This is a genomic window from Methylophaga sp. UBA2689 (assembly GCA_002354555.1).
Taxonomy (GTDB): Bacteria; Pseudomonadota; Gammaproteobacteria; order Nitrosococcales; family Methylophagaceae; genus Methylophaga.
The window spans coordinates 1-5,927 of sequence record DELT01000022.1 but is presented as its reverse complement, the minus strand read 5'-3'; the positions used below and the strand labels follow the sequence as shown (position 1 = coordinate 5,927).

The following is a 5,927-nucleotide window of genomic DNA, read 5'->3' as shown; positions in this document are numbered from 1 at the left end:
ATCGAAATGAATATCGGCAATTAGAGGGATATCCACCAACTTACGAATAGCACCAAAAGCCTCTGCCGCATCCATTGAAGGAATGGAGACCCGAACCAAATCAGCACCCACTTTCTGCAACCTCTGGATCTGATCGACGGTAGCAGCAACATCTGTTGTTTCGGTATTGGTCATGCTTTGAACGGCAATCGGCGCATCTCCGCCTACCGGAACATTACCAACCATAATTTGACGTGATTTTCGACGTTTTATCGGTGAAGCAGTTTGCATTAAGAATCTTCTCCCAAGGTAAATCGAGCCACATTACCGCGAGTGTATTCAGTAATATCGATGATATCGCCATCAAATCTGACAGAAGCGGCATTCGCCTGCCCCAATGAAACCTGTAAAGGTAACGTACCGGTCAATTCGACCGTATTACCTGCTCTGACCACACGACTAATCAGAACTTGCTGACTGGCATCTCTAACCTCAACCCAGCAATCTGCATTAATACCAATAATAAGGTTCTTTTCAGTTGTAGCTTCTGCTGTAGCAGATTCTGCATCTTCTACAGGTGGGCTAGTCTCGGTTTCAAATGATTCATCGAGGGCGGTATCCGCGGTATCCAAACTTGGCTCAGACGTATCGGTTTCATTTGGTATTAAAGGTTGTTCCTCCAGACTGATCTCATTAGATTCAGTGATTGGAACAGGATCAGCATTATTTTCGTTTGCCGTTTCATTCAATGGTTCAAGCAGTGTTTGCTCTGCCGGCTCGTTATTCTGTACAAGTTTAGTCGCTTGCCATTGCTGGTATGCAAACCAGGTCAAAACTGCGACGGTAATCAGCAATATCAAAGGCAGCCACGGAAACGTTGATTTTGCGGGCTTAATCTGTTGAATCGGTGCTACCGATGGACTTCTCTTATCTGTCTCGGTGAATTCGATATTAAAGCCTGCCAGCATTTCATCCTGTGGAAGCCCCAAAAACTTTGTATAACTCAGAAAATAGCCACGGGCATAGGTTCGGCCATGAAGCTTATCCCAGTCTTGTTCTTCCAGATGCACAATGGCGCTGCGAGTCACTCGCAACTGGGCTGCCGCATCAGAAATAGAGATTTTTTTGGCTTCGCGAGCTTCGCGCAGACGTCTGCCAACGTCCACAGAGGATGAAACTACATTTGGTTCTTCTGAATGACTCTCAGTCATAAATGTTAAATACCTTCATTGACCATGCGCATTTCATCAGAATCCGGGAATCGGGCTCGCATAATTAACTTGTAGCTTGATACGGCGTCATCATTTCCCAATTTGGATTCAGTTTTAATCGCAGTTAGCAAGGCCTGAGGAGTCCAAGGAGAGACACTACTGTAACGCTGTATGTATGCGCGTGCCTGCATGTAATTCATTTGTTCATAGCTCAAATCAGCCATCCCAATTAACGATTTACTCAGGTTTGGATTAATTTGTAACGCGCGTCTGAAATAGGATTCGGCTTTGACCAGATCCGGAATTTGTCTGGTACAGAGTGCGGCGTTCTCATAGGCCATGGCAGCACTCTGATAAAGTGGGTTTTCTACGGATTTCAAAAATCGCTTTTCAGACTCTTCATATTTGCCTTGCTGGCACAGAAACACACCATAGTTATTCTGCGCTTCAGAATATTCCGGGGCTCTGCTCACCGCTTCTTTAAAATGTTTTTCGGCTTTTTCTTCTTCACCCAGTCGTTGATAAAGCAGAGCGATAGTATTGTGAGCACTGGGTAAATTCGGATTTTGTTTCAATGCCTTATCTAGCTTTTCCATGGCGATTTCATAATCACCACGTTGCAGATAACTTAATCCCAATTGCATGTTCAATTCAGCCGCTTTAGGATCCGGCGCAATATGCTCACGTGGCCCGGTTGTACCACACGCGGTGAGCATTATGATTGATGTCGCCAGAAAACCTATTTTCAAAAATGATTTCATCGGACGAACACAACCTCCCGTTCGGCTAATCTTTGAGTTCGACGAGTTTTATCCTGAACTTCGCCGGCCAGTTGACCACAGGCTGCCACGATATCATCACCACGGGTTTTTCGTACAGTCGCAACTAAACCAGCCGCGATCAATTGTTCTTTAAAACGATTAATTACATTTTTTGAAGAGCACTGGTAGTCGGTGCCCGGGAAGGGGTTAAAAGGGATGAGATTAATTTTGTTCGGAATGCCTTTCAAAATCCGGATCAAATCCCGTGCATCCTTTTCCGAGTCATTAATTCCTGCGAGCATCACGTATTCAACTGTGATATGGCGACGTAGTTGTTCACCCGTCACATATCGTTTGCAAGCAGCTAATAATTCAGCAATCGGGTATTTATCGTTTAATGGAATAATCTCGCTGCGTAATTTATCGTTCGCAGCATGTAATGATATGGCCAGGCTGACATGGCAATCTTCTTTTAATCGGTCAATCATTGGCACGACACCAGAGGTGCTCAACGTTAACCTGCGCCATGAAATACCATACGCCAGATCATCACGCATAAGATTCATCGCTGAAATCACATTATTGTAATTTGTCAGCGGTTCTCCCATGCCCATCATCACCACATTGGTGACCATTCGATTGCCTTTGGGGTCTTTACCTAAAGCTTCATTGGCAATCCACAACTGAGCAATAATCTCGGCAGCACTGAGGTTGCGATTAAAGCCTTGTTGACCGGTTGAGCAAAAAGTACAGGTTAATGCACACCCAACCTGAGACGACACACATAAAGTCCCACGACCATTTTCCGGAATAAATACCGTTTCAATAGAATTATCACCATCCATTTTGATGATCCATTTACGGGTTCCATCGGTGGATATGTGCTCGTGTAACAATTCGGGGACGCGTATCTCAGCAATCTGACTCAGTTTTTCGCGCAACGATTTACTCAGATTACTCATCTGGGCAAAATCAGTGACACGATATTGGTGAATCCATTGTAAAAGCTGACGCGCACGGAAGGGTTTCTCACCGATTTCGATGAAAAACCCTTCCAGACCTTTCAGATCCAGACCAAGCAGATTGGTCAGTGCAGTTGCCATCAGTTATTGATTAGCGTGTGCGGGCGCACAGTTGATCATCTGTAAAGAAATACGAGATTTCACGTGCTGCACTTTCAGCAGAATCTGAACCATGAACAGCATTCTCATCAATACTTTGCGCAAAATCAGCACGGATGGTGCCAGGTGCTGCATCAGCTGGATTGGTTGCGCCCATCAAATCGCGGTGAGTAATAACCGCACTTCCGCCTTCCAGGACCTGGATCATCACTGGGCCAGAAGTCATGAAACTCACCAAATCGCCAAAAAATGGACGTTCTTTATGTTCCGCATAAAAGCCTTCAGCTTGCTGCTGGGTAAGATGTACCATACGGGCAGCTACGATAGATAGACCAGCTTTTTCAAAGCGGGAGTATATTTCTCCAATAACATTTTTTGCTACCGCGTCCGGTTTGATAATTGACAAAGTACGTTCAGTCGCCATGTGTATCCTCATTGATTGATTGGATTAAATCGACATATTCTAGCATCTATAAGACTCAGAGATAGTAACGTTCACCGAGTTTTTATTAAGCGGTCAATTTTGCTTTGGATTTGATGACAAAACCATTACCATCAGTTGACTATTTTTTGATAAAACTCAAATACAAATTCGATGATGAATAACACATTTAAACGTATCGGCCTGTTCATCCGTAAAGATGACCCTGTCCTGGAAACTGCTGTAATTCAAATAAACGAATTCCTGTTATCCAGAGAGTTACAGGTATTTTGCAACGAGCCGATAAGTTTTTTACCTGGTTTGGAAGTGATTTCGATCGCTGAATTCCCTTCAAAATGTGATTTGACCATAGCGATTGGCGGTGATGGCACAATGCTATCTGCCTCACGAGCATTGGCAGGATTTGATTTACCAGTTGTTGGCGTGAATGTTGGCCGGCTGGGATTTTTAGCTGATGTCACGCTGAATAATCTGCAATCTCAGTTAGGTCGAATTCTAGATGGCCAATATCGGCATGATAATCGTTTTTTATTACAAGCCCACCTGAATAATGCTGAAGATCCAATTAGTATTGCCATGAACGATGTGGTGGTGCATTCACATCAAAGCCGACATATGATTGAATTTGAAACCCATATCAATGGTCGTTTTTTAAACAGTCAACGTGCTGATGGATTAGTCGTTGCGACCCCCACCGGCTCAACAGCTTATGCCATGTCAGCAGGAGGTCCAATTCTTGATGTGGATTTGGATGCTGTAGTTTTAGCATCAGTGTGTCCACATACTTTGAGCAATCGACCTTTAGTGATTGCGGCCAGTAGCATTATTGACATCACATTAAGTGAAAATAACATTACCACAGCGATGGTCACTTGCGATGGACGCCCCGGCCATGAGCTTAAACCCGGCGATACTGTCCGAATTCAGCGTCATCTAAACCGAATCGATTTACTGCATCTTGAAGATCACGATCATTATTCAATTTTGCGTGCCAAACTGGAATGGGGCCGAAAACTGACATGTTGATAGCGTTAACTGTTCGCCAACTGGCGGTAGTGGAGGATTTATCCTTAACCTTTAAATCCGGCATGACTTCACTAACAGGTGAAACCGGGGCCGGTAAATCCATACTGGTGGATGCCCTTGGTCTGGTACTGGGGGATCGTGCTGATTCAAATATGGTACGCCATGGAAGTGAACGTGCTGAAATAGAGGCCAGTTTTGATATCAGCAATAACCTGCCACTTCAACAGTGGCTTAAAGAACAAGAACTTGATGATGAAGATCAATGTCATCTGCGCCGTACAATCAGCCGTGATGGTCGCTCCAAAGCGTATATCAACGCTCGTCAGGTTGCATTAACACAACTACGTAATATCAGTGAATTAAGTGTGGATATTCATGGTCAGCATGAACATCAATCTTTGTTACGTACGGATACTCAGCGCGAGCTTCTGGATATTGTCGCTAACAATAAAGCGCTACTTAAATCATTAAAACAAGCCTATGCCGAGTGGCAAAAAATTCAGCAGCAACTGGCTGCAATCCGTCAGCAAACTGAACAGCAATTGGCAAGGCAGGAGTTACTGAACTACCAGGTCAGTGAGCTGGAACCGTTGGCACTGACTGATGACAGCATCAATCTACTACTTCAGGAACAGCAACAGCTTGCACATGCAGCTCAACTTCTCCATACCAGCGAATCAACTCTGCATAACTTATTTGAGCAGGAGCATGGTGCGGCTTATGATCTGATTGGATCAGCGCTGACTGAGCTGGAAAAGTTACAACAATACGAACCACGATTTACCGAGATTATTGAGACATTAAACAGTGCGGCCATCAACCTTGATGAAACAGCCACTTCGCTACGTCATTATCTGGACAGTGCGGAGCTGGATCCGGCGAGGCTGGAAGCCGTTGAAGATCAGTTAGCTGTATTACACGATCTTGCTCGTAAACATCATGTTGAAATTGAGGCATTACCTGCCCACTATCAAGCTTTGTGTGATGAGTTGGTCAGCCTGTCCAAATCTCAGCAAAATCAGACAGAACTGTCTCAGCAACTCAAAACCCAGGAAAAACTATGCCTGGATTTATCTGCACAGATTAGGGCAAACAGAGAAAAGCATGCCAAATCTCTGGCAAAGACCATCACCCAGTCAATACAACAACTGGCCATTCCTGCTGGGCGCATAGAATTTGTTATCAGCCCCTTTGAGGATGGAAAATTCAGTGAACATGGTGCGGATCATATTCAATTACTGGTCAGCACCAATCCCGGCCAGCCAGCAGGAGAATTAGGCAAAATTGCATCAGGGGGTGAATTGGCACGGATAAGCCTGGCGATTCAGGTAGTTACTGCAGGAAAACGTAGTGTTCCTACATTGATATTTGATGAAGTTGATGTGGG

Annotated in this window: 7 protein-coding genes; 2 read left to right on the top strand and 5 right to left on the bottom strand. The window is 44.6% G+C overall.

What is annotated here, in order from left to right; genetic code table 11:
• From B3M51_RS01965 to ndk, 5 genes are all read right to left on the bottom strand, one after another.
• Positions 1-270 (bottom strand): flavodoxin-dependent (E)-4-hydroxy-3-methylbut-2-enyl-diphosphate synthase (locus tag B3M51_RS01965; RefSeq protein WP_292756470.1); only part of this gene is annotated, 270 nt, incomplete at its 3' end.
• Positions 270-1,190 (bottom strand): RodZ domain-containing protein, encoded by a 921-nt coding sequence (locus B3M51_RS01960; protein WP_292756468.1) that lies wholly within the window; start codon positions 1,188-1,190, stop codon positions 270-272. The genes B3M51_RS01965 and B3M51_RS01960, both read right to left, overlap by 1 nt.
• Before the next feature lie 5 nt (positions 1,191-1,195).
• The gene (pilW, locus tag B3M51_RS01955; protein ID WP_292479468.1) at positions 1,196-1,951 is read right to left on the bottom strand and encodes a type IV pilus biogenesis/stability protein PilW; all 756 of its coding nucleotides are present in this window, start codon (positions 1,949-1,951) and stop codon (positions 1,196-1,198) included.
• A complete protein-coding gene (gene rlmN / locus B3M51_RS01950; protein WP_292354207.1) occupies positions 1,948-3,054 on the bottom strand; it encodes a 23S rRNA (adenine(2503)-C(2))-methyltransferase RlmN in 1,107 nt (368 codons plus the stop codon). The genes pilW and rlmN overlap by 4 nt, the downstream gene beginning before the upstream one ends.
• A gap of 10 nt (positions 3,055-3,064) precedes the next feature.
• The gene (ndk, locus tag B3M51_RS01945) at positions 3,065-3,496 is read right to left on the bottom strand and encodes a nucleoside-diphosphate kinase (RefSeq protein ID WP_292756466.1); all 432 of its coding nucleotides are present in this window, start codon (positions 3,494-3,496) and stop codon (positions 3,065-3,067) included.
• A 171-nt stretch (positions 3,497-3,667) separates the two neighbouring features.
• Here ndk and B3M51_RS01940 point away from each other — a divergent pair, with 171 nt between their 5' ends.
• Positions 3,668-4,540, top strand: a complete 873-nt coding sequence (locus B3M51_RS01940; RefSeq protein ID WP_292756464.1) for an NAD(+) kinase — start codon at positions 3,668-3,670, stop codon at positions 4,538-4,540.
• Positions 4,534-5,927 (top strand): DNA repair protein RecN (gene recN / locus B3M51_RS01935; RefSeq protein ID WP_292756462.1); only part of this gene is annotated, 1,394 nt, incomplete at its 3' end. The genes B3M51_RS01940 and recN, both read left to right, overlap by 7 nt.

Bases quoted from the DNA above. Each gene is read 5' to 3' on its own strand.
- B3M51_RS01960 (WP_292756468.1), bottom strand. From the start codon at position 1,190: ATGACTGAGAGTCATTCAGAAGAACCAAATGTAGTTTCATCCTCTGTG.
- rlmN (WP_292354207.1), bottom strand. From the start codon at position 3,054: ATGGCAACTGCACTGACCAATCTGCTTGGTCTGGATCTGAAAGGTCTG.
- pilW (WP_292479468.1), bottom strand. From the start codon at position 1,951: ATGAAATCATTTTTGAAAATAGGTTTTCTGGCGACATCAATCATAATG.
- ndk (WP_292756466.1), bottom strand. From the start codon at position 3,496: ATGGCGACTGAACGTACTTTGTCAATTATCAAACCGGACGCGGTAGCA.
- B3M51_RS01940 (WP_292756464.1), top strand. From the start codon at position 3,668: ATGATGAATAACACATTTAAACGTATCGGCCTGTTCATCCGTAAAGAT.